General features: G+C 70.2%; 17 protein-coding genes. 10 read left to right on the top strand and 7 right to left on the bottom strand.

Features of this window, described 5'->3' with window-relative positions:
• Positions 1–62: 62 nt before the first annotated feature.
• The 8 genes from ACIBVQ_RS22755 to ACIBVQ_RS22720 all read left to right on the top strand — a co-directional run bounded on the left by ACIBVQ_RS22755 (position 63) and on the right by ACIBVQ_RS22720 (position 6,259).
• Positions 63–1,103 carry an energy-coupling factor ABC transporter permease gene (locus ACIBVQ_RS22755; protein WP_386188420.1) on the top strand — a complete coding sequence of 347 codons (1,041 nt, stop codon included), beginning with the start codon at positions 63–65 and terminating at the stop codon, positions 1,101–1,103.
• Entirely contained in the window at positions 1,103–1,876 is a 774-nt protein-coding gene (gene cbiQ / locus ACIBVQ_RS22750) for a cobalt ECF transporter T component CbiQ (RefSeq protein WP_399179737.1), read from the top strand. Before ACIBVQ_RS22755 ends, cbiQ begins: the two co-directional genes overlap by 1 nt.
• Positions 1,876–2,625: an energy-coupling factor ABC transporter ATP-binding protein gene (locus ACIBVQ_RS22745; RefSeq protein WP_399179735.1), complete on the top strand. Its 750-nt coding sequence runs from the start codon at positions 1,876–1,878 to the stop codon at positions 2,623–2,625. The genes cbiQ and ACIBVQ_RS22745 overlap by 1 nt, the downstream gene beginning before the upstream one ends.
• 261 nt (positions 2,626–2,886) lie before the next feature.
• On the top strand, positions 2,887–3,225 hold the full coding sequence (locus ACIBVQ_RS22740; RefSeq protein ID WP_352014697.1) for an STAS domain-containing protein: 339 nt from the start codon (positions 2,887–2,889) through the stop codon (positions 3,223–3,225).
• 56 nt (positions 3,226–3,281) lie between these two features.
• A complete protein-coding gene (locus tag ACIBVQ_RS22735) occupies positions 3,282–4,055 on the top strand; it encodes an SDR family oxidoreductase (RefSeq protein ID WP_352014698.1) in 774 nt (257 codons plus the stop codon).
• A 24-nt stretch (positions 4,056–4,079) separates the two neighbouring features.
• A complete protein-coding gene (locus tag ACIBVQ_RS22730) occupies positions 4,080–4,844 on the top strand; it encodes a crotonase/enoyl-CoA hydratase family protein (RefSeq protein ID WP_352014699.1) in 765 nt (254 codons plus the stop codon).
• A gap of 111 nt (positions 4,845–4,955) precedes the next feature.
• A complete protein-coding gene (locus ACIBVQ_RS22725) occupies positions 4,956–5,591 on the top strand; it encodes a rhomboid family intramembrane serine protease (protein ID WP_352014700.1) in 636 nt (211 codons plus the stop codon).
• A 128-nt stretch (positions 5,592–5,719) separates the two neighbouring features.
• The gene (locus tag ACIBVQ_RS22720; RefSeq protein WP_352014701.1) at positions 5,720–6,259 is read left to right on the top strand and encodes a UTRA domain-containing protein; all 540 of its coding nucleotides are present in this window, start codon (positions 5,720–5,722) and stop codon (positions 6,257–6,259) included.
• A gap of 13 nt (positions 6,260–6,272) precedes the next feature.
• On the opposite strand, the gene ACIBVQ_RS22715 is transcribed toward ACIBVQ_RS22720, so the two are convergent.
• The 7 genes from ACIBVQ_RS22715 to ACIBVQ_RS22685 all read right to left on the bottom strand — a co-directional run bounded on the left by ACIBVQ_RS22715 (position 6,273) and on the right by ACIBVQ_RS22685 (position 15,460).
• Positions 6,273–8,114: a S9 family peptidase gene (locus ACIBVQ_RS22715; RefSeq protein ID WP_399179731.1), complete on the bottom strand. Its 1,842-nt coding sequence runs from the start codon at positions 8,112–8,114 to the stop codon at positions 6,273–6,275.
• Positions 8,111–10,144: an ABC transporter ATP-binding protein gene (locus tag ACIBVQ_RS22710; RefSeq protein ID WP_399179729.1), complete on the bottom strand. Its 2,034-nt coding sequence runs from the start codon at positions 10,142–10,144 to the stop codon at positions 8,111–8,113. Before ACIBVQ_RS22710 ends, ACIBVQ_RS22715 begins: the two co-directional genes overlap by 4 nt.
• 107 nt (positions 10,145–10,251) lie before the next feature.
• Positions 10,252–11,349, bottom strand: a complete 1,098-nt coding sequence (locus ACIBVQ_RS22705; protein WP_399179727.1) for a JmjC domain-containing protein — start codon at positions 11,347–11,349, stop codon at positions 10,252–10,254.
• A gap of 619 nt (positions 11,350–11,968) precedes the next feature.
• Positions 11,969–13,171 (bottom strand): ABC transporter permease, encoded by a 1,203-nt coding sequence (locus ACIBVQ_RS22700; protein ID WP_399179725.1) that lies wholly within the window; start codon positions 13,169–13,171, stop codon positions 11,969–11,971.
• On the bottom strand, positions 13,168–13,845 hold the full coding sequence (locus ACIBVQ_RS22695) for an ABC transporter ATP-binding protein (protein WP_399179723.1): 678 nt from the start codon (positions 13,843–13,845) through the stop codon (positions 13,168–13,170). The genes ACIBVQ_RS22700 and ACIBVQ_RS22695 overlap by 4 nt, the downstream gene beginning before the upstream one ends.
• The gene (locus tag ACIBVQ_RS22690; protein WP_399179721.1) at positions 13,842–14,987 is read right to left on the bottom strand and encodes a peptidoglycan-binding protein; all 1,146 of its coding nucleotides are present in this window, start codon (positions 14,985–14,987) and stop codon (positions 13,842–13,844) included. Before ACIBVQ_RS22690 ends, ACIBVQ_RS22695 begins: the two co-directional genes overlap by 4 nt.
• Complete coding sequence (locus tag ACIBVQ_RS22685) at positions 14,984–15,460, bottom strand: hypothetical protein (RefSeq protein ID WP_390047875.1); 477 nt, start codon at positions 15,458–15,460, stop codon at positions 14,984–14,986. The genes ACIBVQ_RS22690 and ACIBVQ_RS22685 overlap by 4 nt, the downstream gene beginning before the upstream one ends.
• Positions 15,461–15,629: 169 nt before the next feature.
• Here ACIBVQ_RS22685 and ACIBVQ_RS22680 point away from each other — a divergent pair, with 169 nt between their 5' ends.
• Positions 15,630–16,283: a response regulator transcription factor gene (locus ACIBVQ_RS22680; protein WP_399179718.1), complete on the top strand. Its 654-nt coding sequence runs from the start codon at positions 15,630–15,632 to the stop codon at positions 16,281–16,283.
• Between the two features lie 3 nt (positions 16,284–16,286).
• Positions 16,287–17,480: a sensor histidine kinase gene (locus ACIBVQ_RS22675; protein ID WP_399179716.1), complete on the top strand. Its 1,194-nt coding sequence runs from the start codon at positions 16,287–16,289 to the stop codon at positions 17,478–17,480.
• The last annotated feature ends 15 nt before the right edge of the window (positions 17,481–17,495 follow it).

Below are 17,495 nucleotides of genomic sequence, written 5' to 3'. Positions count from 1 at the left end.
CTCTTGCAAGTGCAAGCCCATGGCTTAAAGTAAGGAGGATTTCGCATCCCCGGAGGCTTGCCGTGCACGTACCCGATGGCTTCTTCAACGCAGCCGTGTCGATTTCGGCCGGGGCCGTCGCGGCCGCCGGCGTGGGGATCTGTCTGCGGGGGGCTCGTAAGGAGCTCGACGACAAGACCGCGCCCATGGCGGGTCTGGTCGCCGCCTTCATCTTCGCCGTCCAGATGCTCAACTTCCCGGTCGCGGCGGGCACCAGCGGGCACCTGCTCGGCGGCACGCTCGCGGCGATACTCGTCGGGCCGTACACGGCGGTGTTGTGCGTGGCCGTCGTCCTGCTGGTACAGGGCTTCTTCTTCGCCGACGGCGGCCTGACCGCGCTCGGGGTGAACATCACCCTCATGGGCATCGTCGCCGTCCTGGCGGGCTGGGCCGTCTTCCGCCTGGTCACGAGCAGGGCGCGCGGGAGGGGCACGGTGGTCGCGGGCGCCTTCGTCGCGGCGCTGGTCTCGGTGCCGGTCTCGGCGATCTCCTTCGCGCTGCTGTTCTGGATCGGCGGCACCGCGCCCATCGAGGTCGGCACGGTCGCCATGGCCATGGGCGGCGTGCACGTGCTCATCGGCATCGGCGAGGGCCTGATCACCGCGGTCACCGTCAGCACCGTGCTCGCGGTCAGGCCCGACCTGGTCTACGGCGCGCGCGGGCTGGCCGCGCCCCTGGTGCTCAGGGGCGCCGACGGCGCGGCCACCACGGTGGACACGGCCCCCAGGGCGGCGGCCCCGCGCCGCATCGGCTGGTTCCTGCCCGCGGGCGTCCTGGTCGCGGCGCTGCTGGCGGGGATCGTCAGCTTCTACGCCTCCTCCTCGCCCGACGGCCTTGAGCGGGTCGCCGAGGACAAGGGCTTCATCGGCCAGGCCGGGGACCACGCCCTCGGTGACCAGCCGCTGGCCGACTACGGCGAGGTCGGCGGCATCCCGGTCGGTGTCGCCGGCCTGGTCGGCGTCGGAGTGACCCTCGCCGTCGGCGGCGGCCTGTTCTTCGCGGTACGGCGCCGCAACCAGGGCGAGACCCGCGACGACTCGGCGAAGGACGAGGTCACCGCGTAGTGGGGGCGGGCCACAGCCACCAGCTCTACCGGCCGGGGGACACCCTCGTCCACCGGCTGCCACCCCAGTGCAAGCTGGCGGCGGTCGCGTCCTTCGCGCTGGTGGTCGTGGCGACCCCGCGTGAGTGGCTGTGGGCCTTCGGGATCTACGCGGTCCTGCTCGGTGTGGTCGCGTCCGCCGCCCGGGTCCCGCCGGGCTTCGTGCTGCGGCGGATGATGATCGAGCTGCCGTTCGTGGTGTTCGCGGTGGCGCTGCCGTTCATCGGGTTCGGCGAACGGGTGCCGTTCCTGGGAGTCACGCTCAGCGTCGAGGGGCTCTGGGCGGCCTGGAACATCCTGGCCAAGGCCACGCTCGGGGTGGTCGCCAGCGTGCTGCTGGCGGCGACGACCGAACCGAGACTGATGCTGCTCGGCGCCCAGCGGCTGCGGCTGCCGCCGCTGCTGGTGCAGATCGCCATGTTCATGCTCCGCTACATGGACGTGATCGTGGACGAGATGCGTCGGATGCGGGTGGCCAGGGAGTCGCGGGGCTTCACGGCCAGGGACGTCCGGCACATCCCGGCGGTCGCCAAATCGGCGGGGGCGCTGTTCATCCGTTCCTACGAGCGCGGGGAACGGGTGCACCTGGCGATGCTCAGCCGGGGCTACACCGGTTCGATGCCGGTCATCCAGGACCTGTCCGCCTCCTCGCGTCAGTGGCTCACGGCGGGTATGTTGCCGGGCGCGGCGCTCGTGGCGCTGCTCGGCACGACACTCGTGAACGGAGGCCTGTGATGACCGCCTCGCTGGAGGTGCGCCGCCTGGCGTACGCCTATCCGGACGGCACCCAGGCGTTGTTCGGCGTCGACTTCGAGATCGCGCGCGGGGAGCGGGTCGCGTTGCTCGGCCCGAACGGCGCGGGCAAGACCACGCTGGTGATGCACCTCAACGGCATCCTGACCCCGGGGCACGGCACGGTGACGGTCGCCGGGCTGCCGGTCGGCAAGGAGTCGCTCAAGGAGATCCGCAGGCGGGTCGGGCTCGTCTTCCAGGACCCCGACGACCAGCTGTTCATGCCGACGGTGCGGGAGGACGTCGCCTTCGGCCCGGCCAATCTCGGCCTCAGGGGGCCGGAGCTACGGCGCCGGGTCGAGGAGGCCCTCGACCGCGTCGGCATGCTGGAGGCGATCGACAGGCCGCCGCACCACCTGTCCTTCGGTCAGCGCCGCCGGGTCGCGGTGGCGACCGTGCTCGCGATGGAGCCGGAGATCCTGGTGCTGGACGAGCCGTCGTCGAACCTGGACCCGGCCTCAAGGCGCGAGCTGGCCGAGATCCTCAGGGGGCTGGACGTGACCGTGCTGATGGTCACCCACGACCTGCCGTACGCCCTGGAGCTGTGTGAACGGGCGCTCGTCCTGTCCGGCGGCGTGATCGCCGCCGACGGGCCGACCGCGAAGATCCTCTCCGACTCCGACCTGCTCGCCGCCCACCGTCTCGAACTGCCGTACGGCTTCGCCCTCCCGCGAGCGGAGCATTCTCCATGATCGTCGACATGTGTATCGATTCGCTGTGATAGCGGTTTATATGATCTTTGTCCCACGTTATTCGTGATTTTTCCGGTATAAATCGGCGGGGGCGCCGTGGCTGGGCCGTGGCTCCATTGACGGGGAAGCGGAACGGGGTGAGGGTGATGTGTGGCGTTTGCGGTTCTTCCTCCGCCCGGTGCGAATGATCATAGAGTCGCGGGACCTCACATACGGTGATGGCGAAGTAAAGTGGGTCTGCCTCATGGGCGAGGAGGACTGATGAAGCTACGGCTGGCTCGCCGCGCCGTCGGTGACGCCGTGGTGGTGGCCGTCGAGGGCGAACTCGATCTGTTCACCGCCCCCTTTCTGCGAGACGAGGTTCGCGATGCGATCAAGCTCGACGGATCCCGGCTGATCCTCGACCTCACCGCGCTGTCGTTCATGGACTCAAGCGGCCTGTCCGTGCTCATCGAGGCCTGGCGGCTGGCCACGGGCGAGGGGGGCGGCGTCAGCCTCGCGGCCCCGCAGGCGCCGGTGGCCAGGATTCTGCGCACCACCGGCCTCGACCGCCGCATCAAGGTCTATCCCGACGTGGTCACCGCGGTCGGCGAGGGCTGAGATCCAACGGGCACCCCTGATAGAACTTCATTCGGTATCCGCGTTAGAGTCCGCTCATGGACCTGAACGGAGCAGCAGCAGTCATCTCGGGCGGTGCCAGCGGCCTCGGTGAGGCCACGGCCCGTCATCTCGCCGCGCACGGCGCCACCGTGGTCGTCGCCGACCTCAACGAGGAGCGCGGCAAGCTCGTCGCCGAGGAGATCGGCGGAGTCTTCGTCAAGACCGACGTCTCCGACGAGCAGCAGGTGCAGGCGGCGGTCGACGCGGCGGTCGCGACCGGCAGGCCGCTGCGCGTCGTGGTCAACAGCGCGGGCATCGGCTGGGCGGGCCGTACGGTCAACCGGGACGGCTCACCGCACGACCTGGCCTCCTACCGCAAGGTCATCGAGGTCAACCTGATCGGCACCTTCAACCTCCTGCGCATCGGCGCCGCCGCCATCGCCAAGACCGACCCGGTCGACGAGGACGGCCAGCGCGGCGTGATCGTCAACACCGCCTCCGTCGCGGCCCTCGAAGGCCAGACGGGCCAGGTGGCCTACTCGGCCTCCAAGGGCGGCATCGTCGGCATGACCCTGCCCGCCGCGCGCGACCTGTCGCCCGTCGGCATCCGCGTCAACACGATCTGCCCAGGCATCATCGACACCCCGATCTACGCCTTCAACGACAACGCCGAGGAGTTCAAGGCCAGGCTCGTGGCCCCCGTCGTCTTCCCCAAGCGCATGGGCAGGCCGGAGGAGTTCGCCCACCTGGTGCGCTCCCTGATCGAGAACGACTACATGAACGCCGAGACCGTCCGGTTCGACGGCGGCATCCGTTTCCAGCCCAAGTAGTTCCCGGCCCAGAGGAGTCAACCGGTGTCTGATGAGGTACTCGCCGAGGTCGGCGACGGCGTCGCGGTCATCACGATCAACCGCCCCCAGGCCAGGAACGCGATCAACGGCGCGGTCGCCAGGGGGATCGCCGCGGTGCTCGACGAGTTCGAGGAACGCGCGGACGTCTCGGTCTACGTGCTGACCGGGGCGGGTGGCACCTTCTGCGCGGGCATGGACCTGAAGGGCTTCCTCAAGGGAGACCTGCCCTTCCTTGAGGGCAGGGGCTTCGGCGGCATCGTCGAGGCGCCGCCGAGGAAGCCGATCGTCGCCGCCGTCGAGGGCTACGCCCTGGCCGGAGGCTTCGAGCTCGCGCTGGCCTGCGACATCATCGTGGCCTCGGAGAAGGCCGTCTTCGGCCTGCCCGAGCCCAAGCGTGGCCTGGTCGCGGCGGCCGGGGGCGTGATGCGGCTGCCGCGGCGCATCCCCTACCACGTCGCGATGGAGATCGCCCTGACCGGCGACCACTTCCCCGCCGCACGGCTGAGCGAGGTCGGCCTGGTCAACCACGTCACGCCCGAGGGCGAGGCGCTGACCAGGGCGGTCGAGCTGGCCGGCCGGATCGCGGCCAACGCCCCGCTGTCGCTCGCCGCGACCAAGCGGGTGATCGTCGAGTCCGCCGACTGGAGCGCGGGGGAGATGTTCGCCAGGCAGGCGGAGATCATCGACCCGGTGTTCGCGTCGAAGGACGCGCAGGAGGGCGCGGCGGCCTTCGCCGAGAAGCGCGCCCCGGTCTGGAAGGGCGAGTAGTCCCGTTCGAGGCGCCGGGCACGGCCGTACGGGTCGCGCCCGGCGCACTTCCCGCCTGGAGTGCGTACGGTGGAAGGGCGTGGCGACCGCTCCCGAAGGCCAGGAGAGTGCATGGACGACCGATTTCCCCCGGCGGAACGCCCGGCCGGTGAGCGGCTCAGACGCGGGGCGGGTGAGCTGGCGGCGGGCGCGGCCGGAGCCGCGATCCTCGTCATCCTCCTGGTCGGCGGCATGTGGGCGATCGAGGTCGCCGACTACGTCCTGCCCGGAGAGTTCGACGCCTACGGCATCAGGTCGTGGGACGTCGAGGGGCTGGGCGGCATCCTCCTGGCGCCGTTCCTGCACGCGGGCTTCGGCCACCTCATGGCCAACTCGCTGCCCCTGCTGATCCTCGGCTTCCTCGCCGCGCTGCGCGGGATCGGCAGGTTCCTGCTCGCCAGCCTGATCATCATCGTGGTCAGCGGCCTCGGCGTCTGGTTCACCAGCTCGCCGTACGTGGTCACGGTCGGGGCGAGCGGGCTCGTCTTCGGCTACTTCGGCTTCGTGGTGGCCAGGGGCCTGTTCGACCGGAGCGTCCTCGACATCGTCATCGCGGTCGGCGTCGCCGTGGCGTACTACTCGATCATCTGGGGCGTGCTGCCGGGGGAGGCGGGCATCTCCTGGCAGGGGCACCTGTTCGGGCTGGTCGGCGGCGTCCTGGCGGCCTGGGCACTGCGCCGCAGACGGCGGACGCTGCCCGCCTACTGACACTCCACTAGGGTCGGGGGACGGCCTCAGCCGGTGCCAGGAACGCCGTGGAGGAGCTTTCAGTGGGATCTCAGGAGACAGCGGACCCGAGCCGGGAAAGCGGCGCCACGGGCCACAGGACGCCCCGCGTGGTGGTGCGGCGCTCGCTGCCGACCCAGCCCGCCGTACGCGGCTCGGCCTCGCTCTTCATGACCGAGGCCGCCGCGCAGGGGATCACCCCGGGCCGCCGCATGCTGGGCGTCGGTGAGGAGCCGGCCTCCGGTGACGTCGCGGCGGCGCTGCGCGTCGAGCCGGGCACCGACGTCCTGGCCCGCAGGAAGCTGCTGCTGGCCGGTGACGTCCCGGTGCGGATCGCCACGAGCTACTTCAGGCTCGACCTGTTCGGCGGCACCCCGCTGTGCGACCCCGACTTCGTACGGCCCACGCTCCAGGCGGGCATCGAGGCCCTCGGCCACCGCTTCGGCCACGCCGAGGAGCACCTGGTGGCCCGCCCGCCGAGCGGCTTCGAGGCCGTGACCCTGGAACTCGACCCCGGCGAGTGGATCGTGCAGGTGCTGCGCGCGAGCTACGGAGACGACGACACCCCGGTCCACGTGCTGGAGACGATCTGCGCCGCCTCCCGGCACGTCTTCGTCGTCGCCCAGGTCACCGGCGCCGACGAGTTCTGACCGAGGGCCGGGGTCAGCGTCCCGGCGTCGTGTTCCTTCCGCCGAGGTGCCGGGCGAGGAAGCGCTCGGCGGCGGCGTAGAAGGTCAGCCGGTTGCGGGGGTTCACGAACCCGTGCCCCTCGTCGTCGAAGAGCAGGTACTCGTGCGGAACGCCCTTCTCCCGCAGGGCCGCGACGATCTGCTCGGACTCCTGGGGACGCACCCTCGGGTCGTTGGCCCCCTGGGCGATCAGGATCGGGATCCGGATGTCCCCAACGCGGGAGAGAGGGGACCGCGACCACAGGAGATCGGCCTGGGTCTCCGGGTCGCCGATGTACCGCTTCAGGCGGGCGAGTACCGGCCCCCAGTACGGCGGGACGGACTCGACGAAGGTCAGCAGGTTCGAGGGACCGGCCACGGAGACGGCGCAGCGGAACTCCTCCGGGGTGAAGGCGGCGCCGACCAGGGCCGCGTACCCCCCGTACGAGGTGCCGTATACGCCGATCCTGTCCGGGTCGGCGAAGCCCCGCGCGGTGACCCACCGCACCGCGTCGATCAGGTCGTCGTGCATGCGGGCGCCCCACTCGCCGGAACCGGCGTTGAGGAAGTCCTTGCCGTACCCGCTCGAACCGCGGAAGTTGACCTGGACACAGAGGTAACCCCGGGTGGCCAGCCACTGTGACTCGACCCGCAGACCCCAACGGTCGCGGTCCCACGGCCCGCCGTGCACGTTGAGTACGGCGGGCAGCGAGCGCCGGTCGAGGCCCGGAGGGAAGGACAGGTAGCCGTCGATCGTGAGCCCGTCCCTCGCGGTGAAGGAGAAGGGCTCCATCCGGGCCAGCGGGTACCGCGCGAACTCCGGCTGGTGGGTGAACAGGAGTTCCGCCTTCCCGCTCTCGCCGTCGTAGACGTGGTAGCCAGCGGGGGCGTCGTCGACGTTCTCCTGCACCAGCCATGTCCGCCCCGTGCCGTCCCTGCCGAGGGGGATCATGTCGCCGTCGCCGATCGCGCGGATCCGCGCCACGTCGTCGGCGACGGCCGGGTCGAGCGCCTCCAGGTGGTTGCGCTCGCGTTCGACGACGACCAGGTCGGCCTGGCGCGTCAGCGGGTGCAGGTTCACCGTGCGCACGTCGTGGCGGGGGTCCTGGTAGAGAACCTCGGCGGCTCCGGTGGCCACGTCCAGCCTGAGCAGCCGGGTCGTGTTGGAGTCCACGGACGACAGGACGAGAAGGCTCAGGCCGTCGTCGGTGAACCCGATGGCCTGCGAGGTCATGGAGTCCTCGTAGTCCATCACGTGCAGGGTCCGCCAGTCCGCCTCCTCGGTGTCCCGGACCATGATCGACGAGCCGCCGTCGGGGGCGAAACCACGCGCTCCCCTGATCCGTAGCTCGCGGTCGGCGATCCAGCCGGAGAAACCGGTGTTCTCCGCGACGAGCGAGGGTTCGCCGCCCGCGAGATCGACCCGGTACACGTCGTGCCGCCTGGGATCCCTCAGGTTCATCCCCACCAGCACGTACCGGGGGACGCGCCGGTCGATCCCGACGATGTAGGCGCGCACGCCGTCGAAGGGGGTCAGGTCGCGGGTGCCGCCGCCGAACAGGTCGACCGCGTGGACATGGGTCTGCTCGTCGCCTTCGTGATCGCTCATGTACAGCAGGTGGCGGCCGTCGTGCGCCCAGCAGAAGCCGAGGATGCCCCGGTCGCGGTTGTCGGTGACCGGGGAGAAGTCCTTCCCCCTGAGGCCGGCCCAGATGTTGAGCACCCCGTTGTGCGGGGCGAGGTAGGCGATGTGGGTTCCGTCAGGCGACAGCGCGGGGCTCAGGTACGCGGGCTCGCCGAACAGCAGGTCGAGAGGGATCAACTGGGCGTCGGTCATCGTCTTTCCTCGGGGGTCTGTGGGGTTTCCTGGTCCGCTGTGCCGACGTACGCGGAGGCCTGCATGGTGAAGAGCCCGTGGTAGTCGCCCTCCAGCTCCATCAGCTCGGCGTGGGTGCCCTCCTCGGAGATCCGGCCCTCCTTGAAGACCAGGATCCGGTCGGCCCGGCGAACGGTGGAGAGACGGTGTGAGACGTAGACGGCCGTACGCCCCTCTGAACGGCGCCGCAGGTTCTCGAACAGCTCGTACTCGCTGTGCGGGTCGAGGGCCGAGGTCGGTTCGTCGAGCAGCAGGATCGGCGTGTCCCGCATGAAGGCCCGGCCGAGCGCCACCTTCTGCCACTCGCCCCCGGACAGGTTGACGCCCTGGTCGAACCACTTTCCCAGGGGGGTGTCGTAGCCCGAGGGCAGCCCGGAGATCAGCCCGTCGGCCCCGCTCCTGGCCGCCGCGCCCTCGATCCGGGGACGGTCCTCGACGTGCCCGACGTCGCCGAGGCCGATGTTCTCCGCGGCGGTCGCCTGGTAGGTCACGTAGTCCTGGAACATGGCCGCGACGGTGCTCCTCAGCTCCTGGGGGTCCAACCGGCGGATGTCGACGCCGTCCAGCAGGACGCGGCCCTCGTCGGGGTCGTACAGGCGGCAGATCAGGTTGACGGCGGTGGTCTTGCCCGCCCCGTTGCGGCCGACCACGGCGATGGTCTGGCCTGGTTTGACCTCGAAGCTGACGTCCCTCAGGGCGGGCTGCCCCGCCCCGGGGTAGGTGAAGGTCACGTGCTCGAACACGATGTGGCCGTGTACCGGTGTGGGCAGCGGCCGGGGGTTCTCCGGGAGGGCGGCAGAGGGCGTCGCCAGCAGTTCGTACAGGGTGCCGAGATAGAGGTTGTTCTCGTACATGCTTGAGGTGTTCTGGAACAGCCCCTGGACGGCCGTCTGCAGGGAGGCGGCGGCCGCGGTGTACAGCGCCAGGTCTCCCAGGGTGCGCTGCCCCGAGGCCGCCTGCAGCGCGATGAAGAGATAGATGAGGGACCCCGTCAGGGTGCTGATCAGTCCCCAGGCGCCGCCCGCCAGATAGCGGGTGACGACCAGACGGCGCTGACGCTCGTAGAAGACCCCGCCCAGGGCGCGGAAGCGGTCGACGAAGTAGGAGCCAAGGCCGAAGAGCCTCACCTCCTTGGCGAAGGCGTCGGTGGTCACCAGGGTGTTCAGGTACTGCATGCGGCGGCGGATCGGGGAGGCCCACAGCGAGATGACGAAGCCGCGCATGCCGTATCGGGAGTCGGAGACGAAGGCGGGGATGGGCGCGAGCAGGGCGGCCAGGGCGAGGAAGGGGTTCAGTGAGGCCAGCAGCGCGACCACCCCGGCGAAGGAGATGGCGTTCTGGACCAGCCCGAAGGCGCTTGCGATCATGGTGACCGGGCGGGTCGCGGCCTCCTGCTGGGCCTGCCGCAGCAGGTCGTAGGAGCGGGCGGTCTCGAAGAACCCCAGGTCCATCCCGTTCGCGTGGACCATGACCTTGAGCTGGACGGTCTGCGTGAGCCTCTCCTGGAGGAGCTGCCTGGTGATCGTCATGACCACGTTCGCGAGCGCCATGACGACGAAGACCAGGAACTGGACACCGGCCAGGATCACGACGGCGGACGTCGTGGTCGTCTCGGGCGCCGGACCGGGCAGGGGAAGGTTCAGGGCGGTCACGTCCGGCAGACCGGCCGCGCGTACCTGGATGGCCCGCACGATCGTGTCGGTCAGGAGCCCCGCCGTGTACGCCGTGGCGGCGGGCGTCAGTCCGGCGACGACGGTGGCCGCCGCCAGGGCCACAGTCAGCCGGGGACCGGCCTGCCAGGCCAGGTGGAACACACGGGGCAGGCCGCTGATCGTCCCGGTGACCGTACGGCGCAGGCGTCGCAGCCGGGCGTGGAGGCCGCGTTCACTGTCGTCCGGGGGTGGTTCCGGGATGTCGGGGGAGCCGCTGAGTCCGCTCTGGCCGACGCTCGACACCCCTTTGCCTGATTTCTCGGAATAGACGAACTCCATGGGTCTCCGGCTCCGCGTCGCTGTGTCGTCCTGCCGGACCGGTCCGGCGGAGATCGTCCTGGTGGGCACGCCGCGGCGCGCCCACCGGGAATCGGATCGGGGTGATTTCAGGCGAGCGTCAGGAAACCCTCGCGGAGCAGCCGGCGGGTCAGGACCATCCGTCCCGCCTCGTCGAGCGCTCCCGGAATGCCCGCGCCGGTGAACTCGTCGACGGTGCCGAGGAAGTTCAGTTCGTCCTCGACGTGCGCGGGGAAGCTGACCACCTTGCCGTGGAAGGTGAGCATGACCTGCTCACCCTCCCTGGCCAGGTGCCACAGCAGGCCGGGCCGCCGGCGCAGCGGGGTGGTCACGTCGATTGCCCCCACCGCCTCCAGATCCTGGAGGTGGCCCAGCAGGGCGGGCTGCCTGCGCCGCAGCACGGTCCTGGCCGCCTCCTCGACGACCGCGTCGGCCGAGAGGGCACCGCGCAGGTCGTCGAAGAGCTCGCTCAGACGTTCCTTCGCCTCCTTGCGTGTCGTCTCGTCCAGCGCGAAGCCCATCGGAAGGGCCTCCCGGAACCGGGAGTCCGCCGCGACCGCCTGATCGACGGCCTTGCGCAGGAGGGACGCCCAGACGACGGGCACGACTCCGATCGTCAGGTGCAGGGACGCCGCCTCGTTGGCCGTGGCCGCGTGGACGGTCCCCCGCGGCAGGTACATCAGGTCGCCGGGGGACAGGTCGAGTTCGCGTGTCACGACCTCGGGGTCCTCGCCCGTGTGCCGGTAGAGCTGGGACTGCAGCGGCAGACGGGTCTGTGACTCGTACAGGCGCCAGTGCTTGGTGCCGTAGAGCTGCAGCACGAACACGTCGTGCGTGTCGTGGTGCGGTTGGAGCCCCTGTGCCCCCGCGGGAGTCAGGTAGACGTTTCCGTGGACACCGACGGTCAGCTCCGCGGCGAGCGACTGGCACACCCGCTTCAGCGGAAGCCAGCGCTCGTGCAGGAACATCAGATTGACGGTCGCGCCGTTCCGATAACTTTCGTAAAGTGCCTCAAGGCCGTTCGCCCGCCCTTCCGCCTCGTTGGGGAAAAGGTCGGAAAGTGATATCTCACGGCCATTCTCAACGAGCCGGATGTCCGTTGTGAGCAGGCTTGAGGCGGAGAGTATCTCATCGACGTCGGTCAGTGTGAGAATGTCCGCGTAGTAGTGCGGATCCTGCCTCTTCACGTATAGAGGCTGCTTCTCAAGGTAGATTTCCCTGAACGTTTCAAGATCGATCGGGTCGATCAGCCGGGAAAGGCCGAAGGGGGGCCGGTTCTCCGCGCCTGCCCCCCTCGGGCCCTTGTTCTCAGATGACGTCATAATTAGATGCAGGGGTCACTCGGGTCGGGGTTGCAGATGACGACACAAGGGTCGGTCGGGTCCGTGTTGCAGACCGTGAAACCCGCGTTCGAGGTGAGGACCCCCTGCGTGGTGACCGCGATGTCCTCCGACCTAAGGGTCTTTGTTTCCGCCATTTCTCTCCTCCTTGAATTTTTGCACGATTTCGCATCCGCGCTTCAGCGCTTCCCCAGTATGCATGGCGCCCTCTGGTGGAACAAGCCCTATTTCGGGCAATTCAGGAGGAGATGGATCATCGTTTCGAAATGCTTTTTTCGCGGCTCTTTATTTATTTTAACCGGTCTGTATTGGAGATCGTTGACATCCATTAACTTTGCAAGGGCGTGGCGGGGTGAACCCTCCTGTCCCTGGTCGAATTAAAAAGGAAAGGCTTACCTAATCGCAGTGGGTGAGGTGTTCCAAGTGGAGTCGGTTCCCCTTTCTCGGGCATCGTTCCGAAGTCGGGTCATCCGGTGGCGAGCGCCTGGGTCGGTGTGAGCCTGGCCGCCCTGCGCGCCGGATAGAGGCCCGCGACCGCGCCGATCAGCATTGAGGCGACGACCCCGCCGGCCAGGGCCTGGACGGGCAGGACCAACGGCCAGCCACGGGACGCCGCGTAACCCAGCGTGACGAGGACGCCGAGCAGGACGCCGGACAGACCGCCGAGGAGGGACAGCACGACCGACTCGGCCAGGAACTGCAGCCGGATCTGACCCCGGTTGGCGCCGAGGGCGCGGCGGAGCCCGATCTCCTGGCGGCGTTCGAGCACGGAGATGACCATGGTGTTGGCCACCCCGACGCCGCCGACCAGCAGGGCGACCGCGCCCAGGCCGAGAAACAGCGAGTTGAAGGTCGAGGCGGCGGCGAGCTGGGCGGTCAGGGCGTCCGAGGGGCGGCTGACCTGGACCTCCTCGGGGTTGCGCGGGTTCACCGCGGAGGCGAGCACCTCCCTGACCGCCGTGACGGCCTCCTCGTCGGAGCGCTCGTACAGGGTGGTCGGGTGACCGTCGAACCTCAGGAGGCCCTCGGCGACCGGCCAGCCGACCAGGGCCGACCGGTCGATCTCGGGGTTGAGCGGCAGGGAGTTCAGGATGCCGATGACGGTGAACCAGTGCCCGGCGAGATAGACCTGGTCGCCGGGCTGTCCGACCCCGAGCCTGCCGGCGGCGACCGAGCCCAGCACCGTGGCCGGATACATCTCGGTCGCGGAGTTGAGGAAGACGCCCGAGCGTACGGATCCCCCCAGCGTGGTGAGCAGGTTGAGCTTGGTCGCGGCCACCGCGATCCCGCCGGTGTCCGAAGCCGGGATCTTGTCGGTACGGCGCACCGTGCCGTTCTCCACGGCGCCGACCGCGGTGACCGACCGGACCGAGGGGACACGGGCGACCATGCCCACCGACTCCACCGGCAGCCTGGCGTTCTCCCCGAACAGGCTCTGGCCGGGGTGGACGGTGAGCATGTTGGTCCCCAGCATCCGGATCTGGTCCAACAGCTGCTGTCTGCTGGCCGCGCCGATGCCCAGCACGGCGACCATGGCGGCGACGCCGATGGCGATGCCGAGCGCGGAAAGGGCCGCCCGCAACGGCCGTCCGCGCAACCCCACCAGCGACACCCGGAAGACGACGGCGGCGGAGAGCCGAGCCGAAGGAGGAAGCGGTATGGAGCTCATGAGCCCTTCCCGTCGTAGTTGATCCGGCCGTCGAGGATCTCCACCCGGCGCGGCAGGCTGCGGGCGATCTCCAGGTCGTGGGTGACGATGACGATCGTGGTGCCGTCGGCGTGCAGCTCGCGGAGCAGGCTCAGCACGCCGGCGCCCGAGGCGGAGTCGAGGTTGCCGGTCGGTTCGTCGGCGAAGACGACCGCGGGACCGGCGACGAGGGCGCGGGCGACCGCGACCCGCTGCCGTTCGCCGCCGGAGAGCTCGTGCGGCCGGTGACTGAGCCGGTGGCCCAGGCCGACGCGCTCAAGGGCCGCGGTGGCGCGCCGGGCGCGGGTCCCGGCGGATACGCCCTGGTAGAGCAGTCCGGTGGCCACGTTGTCGACCGCGCTGAGGTGCGGTGTGAGGAAGAACTGCTGGAAGACGAAGCCGATCCAGCTCGCCCTGACCGCGGAGATCTGCCGGTCGCGGAGGGTCGCCAGGTCGTGCCCGAACATCCGGACGGTTCCGCTGTCGGGCAGTTCGAGCGCCCCCAGGATGTGCAGCAGGCTCGACTTGCCGGAACCCGAAGGGCCGACGACGGCCAGCAGCTCCCCGCGATGCACCGACAGCGACACCTCGCGCACCGCCGCCACTCCGCCCGGATAGGTCTTGGACACCTTCTCAGCGGTGATCACGGCGGTCATGACGACGGCACCTCGACGCGCACGCCCTCGGTGATCCCGGGGCCGCTGACCTCGACCAGCCCGAGGGCGAAGGAGCCGAGCCGTACCGGGACGGCGTGTCCGGCGCCGGACGCGTCGACGACGCGGACCGCGTAGGAGTCCTTGCCCTGGGCGAGCAGCGCGGCCACGGGTACGGCGAGCACGTTCCGGTCCACCCGGCTGGTGAAGCTCACGGTCACCGGGGCGCCGTCCAGCCCGCCGGCGGCCTTACGCCCGGTGAGGCTCACCTCGACGGGGACGATCGCGTCGCCAGTGGCCTGACCGGGCTGTCGGTCCTGGGCGGAGCCCGACGGGGCGGTGGCCACCGTGCTCACCCGCCGGATGCGTCCCGGCACGGTCCGCCCGCCCGGCAGGTCGACGCTCACCTTGGCGTTCTTGACGGCCAGCTGCCGCCGGTTCACCGGCAGGTCGACGTTGACGACCTGCCGGGTTCCGGTGGCCCTGACGACGACCCCGCCGGCGGTGCCGCCCGAGACGCCGGGCACGGCGGCGATCCGCAGGGCCTCCGGGGCGACGACGGCGTCGCCGGGGTTGACCACCCCGGTCTGTTCGACGCCGAGGTGACGCTGCCAGCGCCGGACGGCACGCCAGGTGGCGTAGCCGAAGTGCCTGTCGACCGTGACGTCCTGCCCGTAGCCCAGCGCCACCAGGTTTCTCTCCAGGACGGCGATGTCCTGCCCGTCGCGCACCCCCTGCCGCAGCGGGCGCCACAGCGGTGTCGCTCCGTAGAAGAGCGGTACGGAGTGCCCGTTCACGCCGTACACCCGCTGCCCCCGGCGTACGGTCCGTCCGGTGGGGGGCAGCCAGGTGAGGGTGCCTCCACTGGCCGAGACGAGGTAGGTGCCGGAGTAGCCCAGCGTCCCGTCGATCTCCTCGTGGTCGGCGAGGTCGGTGCGGACCACCGGGGCGGTGGTCACGGCCGCCTCCCGCGGCGCCGGGGCGCGGGACGGCGGCCGCGTCACGACCACGACGGTCGCGGCCACGGCGACCGCGAGACCGGCGGCGGCCCACAGCAGGCGGCGACGGCGCCGGGGGTGCCGCTTGGCGGCGGGTCCGGGCGCGGTGCCGTCGCCGGGGGAGTCGTCGGAGGAGGGGTCCCTCATCCCGCGCCGCCGGAGGATGACGAGGACTTCTGACAGGCCATCAGCGCCTGCTGCACCTTGGGGTCGTTGAGCCGGTCGCGGATGGTGAGCCCCTGCCCCGGCTGGGGATCCGGCGCGTCGACGCCCTTCTCACGCAGGCACCGGGCGATCGCGACCATCCGGTCCATGTCCTCGGAACCGCCCATCTTCTCCTGCGCCTTGACGGGCAGGTACTGCTGGCACGCCTTCATCGCGGCCTGAAGGGCGGCGGTGTTCCCCGACTTGGGGATGGTGATGGCGCCGGGCCGGTTGGGGTCGGGATCGGGCATGTTCACCCCGTTCTCACGCATGCATCGCGCGTAGGCGACCCCCTGGTCCTGGACGTTCGGCGTGCTCGTACCGGTCTGTGCGTTCTGGCCGGAGTCCGTGCCGCAGCCCGTCAGGACCAGCGCGGCGGCGATCATCACGGCTCCGCTGAGCCGGGGAGTTCTCATGGTTTTTCGACCTTCCGTCTTTCGCGGTACGGCGCGGCCGTGAACGGCGGCGCCGTGCTCCACAGGTCTACAGACGGGGGCGTTCGGCTGACGTTTCCGTCATTGGAAACATCGGCTTTATCCACGTCGTCCTACTGTGGCGACACACCCACCTGAGGAGAGGCGTGCCATGCGCGTGCTGATGGTCGAGGACGAGCGTGTGCTGGCCGACTACGTCGCCGACGGGCTGCGCGGAGAGAACATGACGGTGGACGTCGCCTACGACGGGACCGACGCGCTGAGACGGCTCGCCCGATCCGACTACGACGTGGTGATCCTCGACCGGGGCCTTCCCGGGGTCTCCGGTGACCAGGTGTGCGAGGAGCTCACCAGGGAGGGCGGCAGGACCAGGGTGCTGATGCTCACCGCGGCGGGCAGCGTCCGCGACCGGCTCCAGGGCTTCAGCCTGGGCGCCGACGACTACCTGCCCAAGCCGTTCGACTACTCCGAGCTGCTCGCCAGGGTGTCGGCGCTCGGCAGGCGGACCGGTACGGCGCTGCCCCCGGTGCTGCGGTGCGGCGGTCTCACGCTGGACACCTCACGGCTGCAGGCCTCCCGTGAGGGGGTCCCGCTGGCGCTGTCCCCCAAGGAGTTCGCCGTCCTGGAGGTGCTGATGTCGGCTCAGGGACGGGTCGTCAGCGCCGAGGAGCTGCTCGAACGGGCGTGGGACGAGAACGCCGACCCGTTCACCAGCGCCGTCCGTGTCGTGATGGCCAAGCTGAGGGCCAAGCTGGGAGACCCGCCGGTGATCGAGACCGTGCTGGGCACCGGATACCGGATCTGAGCCGTGGTGACGTCGCGCCGGGCGCCCGCACGGTGGCTCGGCCTGCCGGTCAGGGTCAGGCTCGCCGCGGTGCAGGGCGGGCTCATCCTCGCCGCGGGGACGGTCGTCATCTTCGTCGTCTACTTCCTGCTGGCACGGAGCGTCGACTCCAAGGTCAAGGTGATCTCCTTCACCAACAAGTCGACCGGGAAGCCGCCGGGCGAGTCGGTGGACGTCATCGTCTCCATGGCCAGGTCCTACACGACCGAGGCCATCGACAGGCGGCTGGCGCAGGCCCGCTACGAACTGCTGCACCAGCTGTTCACCACGTCCGCCGCCTGCCTGGCCGTACTGGTCATCATGGCCGCGCTCATCGGCTGGTGGCTGGCGGGCAGGATGCTCAGGCCGCTCAACCAGATCGCGGAGACCGCGCGGCGCCTCTGCCTGGACAACCTGCACGAGCGCATCGAACTCAGGGGGCCGGACGACGAGCTCAAAAGGCTCGCCGACACCTTCGACGACATGCTCGCCAGGATCGAGCAGGCCGCGGACAGTCAGCGTCGTTTCGTCGCCAACGCCTCCCACGAGCTGAGGACCCCCCTGGCCGTCCAGCGCACGGTACTCCAGCTGGGGCTGGCCGGGCCGATGTCGGAGAAGGTGGTCCGGGCCAGACGGGAACTGCTGACCATCAACGAACGCAGCGAGCGGCTGATCGAGGGACTGCTGCTCATGGCGCAGAGCGACCGGGGCCTGGCACGCAGGGAGCCCATCCCGCTCCACGAGGTCGCGGGGGAGGTCCTGGCCCAGTACACCGACGTCGCCGCCTCGGCCGGTGTGCGCACGGAGCTGAGGGCCGCGCCGGTCGAGATCTCCGGCGACCGGGTCCTCATCACGCAGCTCCTCATGAACCTGGTGCAGAACGCGATCCGCTACAACCGTCCCGGCGGTGTGGTCGAGGTGACCGTCACGGCGTCGGGCGGCCTGACGGTCGGCAACACCGGCCAGGACATCCCCCCGGACAAGGTCGACGAGCTGTTCGAACCCTTCGTCCGGTTCGGCGAGGCGAGGTCCGGCCCCAGGGAGGGAGCCGGTCTGGGGCTGTCGATCGTCCGCTCCATCGTCGCCGCCCACCGCGGCGTGATCGTCGCCCGCGCCCGCTCAGGCGGAGGCCTGGAGGTCAGCGCGACGCTGTCGCCCGCCGCGGTGGGCTGCGGCTAGCCGGGCCCGGCCGGT

Source organism: Streptosporangium sp. NPDC049376 (genome assembly GCF_044466505.1).
Taxonomy (GTDB): domain Bacteria; phylum Actinomycetota; class Actinomycetes; order Streptosporangiales; family Streptosporangiaceae; genus Streptosporangium.
Note: the sequence above shows the minus strand (reverse complement) of the source record. Positions and strands in the feature narration are given on the sequence as shown.

Coding starts and splice junctions, on each gene's coding strand:
- ACIBVQ_RS22695 (WP_399179723.1), bottom strand. CDS start 13,845: ATGACCGCCGTGATCACCGCTGAGAAGGTGTCCAAGACCTATCCGGGC.
- ACIBVQ_RS22680 (WP_399179718.1), top strand. CDS start 15,630: ATGCGCGTGCTGATGGTCGAGGACGAGCGTGTGCTGGCCGACTACGTC.
- ACIBVQ_RS22715 (WP_399179731.1), bottom strand. CDS start 8,114: ATGACCGACGCCCAGTTGATCCCTCTCGACCTGCTGTTCGGCGAGCCC.
- ACIBVQ_RS22725 (WP_352014700.1), top strand. CDS start 4,956: ATGGACGACCGATTTCCCCCGGCGGAACGCCCGGCCGGTGAGCGGCTC.
- ACIBVQ_RS22735 (WP_352014698.1), top strand. CDS start 3,282: ATGGACCTGAACGGAGCAGCAGCAGTCATCTCGGGCGGTGCCAGCGGC.
- ACIBVQ_RS22710 (WP_399179729.1), bottom strand. CDS start 10,144: ATGGAGTTCGTCTATTCCGAGAAATCAGGCAAAGGGGTGTCGAGCGTC.
- ACIBVQ_RS22685 (WP_390047875.1), bottom strand. CDS start 15,460: ATGAGAACTCCCCGGCTCAGCGGAGCCGTGATGATCGCCGCCGCGCTG.
- ACIBVQ_RS22690 (WP_399179721.1), bottom strand. CDS start 14,987: ATGAGGGACCCCTCCTCCGACGACTCCCCCGGCGACGGCACCGCGCCC.
- ACIBVQ_RS22740 (WP_352014697.1), top strand. CDS start 2,887: ATGAAGCTACGGCTGGCTCGCCGCGCCGTCGGTGACGCCGTGGTGGTG.
- ACIBVQ_RS22700 (WP_399179725.1), bottom strand. CDS start 13,171: ATGAGCTCCATACCGCTTCCTCCTTCGGCTCGGCTCTCCGCCGCCGTC.
- ACIBVQ_RS22745 (WP_399179735.1), top strand. CDS start 1,876: ATGACCGCCTCGCTGGAGGTGCGCCGCCTGGCGTACGCCTATCCGGAC.